The sequence below is a fragment of the Salipiger sp. HF18 genome (assembly GCF_011806505.1).
In the GTDB taxonomy this organism is placed as follows: Bacteria; Pseudomonadota; Alphaproteobacteria; order Rhodobacterales; family Rhodobacteraceae; genus Salipiger; species Salipiger thiooxidans.
The window spans coordinates 1-613 of record NZ_JAATOS010000970.1 but is presented as its reverse complement, the minus strand read 5'-3'; the positions used below and the strand labels follow the sequence as shown (position 1 = coordinate 613).

Here is a 613-nt window from a genome sequence, read left to right as displayed (position 1 = left end):
CGAGCAAGTGGAGGACCTGACATGAGTGAACGCGCCGTTCTCGCCGGTGGTTGTTTCTGGGGCATGGAAGACCTGATCCGCAGGCTTCCGGGCGTGGATAAAACCCGCGTCGGATACACCGGCGGTGACGTGGCCAACGCCACTTACCGCAACCACGGCACCCACGCGGAGGGGATCGAGATCCTCTTCGACCCGTCGAAGATCAGCTACCGCCAGATCCTCGAGTTCTTCTTCCAGATCCACGACCCGACCACGCCGAACCGGCAGGGCAACGACGTCGGCATGAGCTACCGCTCGGCGATCTACTATGTGGACGAGGCGCAGAAGGCGGTGGCGCTGGACACCATCGCCGACGTGGACGCCTCGGGGCTCTGGCCGGGCAAGGTGGTGACCGAGGTCGAGCCGGTGGGCGACTTCTGGCAGGCCGAGCCCGAGCATCAGGATTACCTGCTGCGCCACCCCAACGGCTACACCTGCCACTATCCGCGCCCGGGCTGGGTGCTGCCGAAACGCGCGGCGGCCGAGTAACTCTGAAAGATGCCCCCCTGCGGCGCCCCTTCGGCGTCGCGGCGGGGGCGGGCGGTCCGCCGGGCCGGCGACCGTTTGCCGGGGC

General features: G+C 67.9%; 1 protein-coding gene. It reads left to right on the top strand.

From position 1 onward, the window contains the following. Positions 1-21: 21 nt before the first annotated feature. Complete coding sequence (gene msrA / locus HC022_RS28320) at positions 22-528, top strand: peptide-methionine (S)-S-oxide reductase MsrA (protein WP_167454575.1); 507 nt, start codon at positions 22-24, stop codon at positions 526-528. The last annotated feature ends 85 nt before the right edge of the window (positions 529-613 follow it).

Coding starts and splice junctions, on each gene's coding strand:
- msrA (WP_167454575.1), top strand. CDS start 22: ATGAGTGAACGCGCCGTTCTCGCCGGTGGTTGTTTCTGGGGCATGGAA.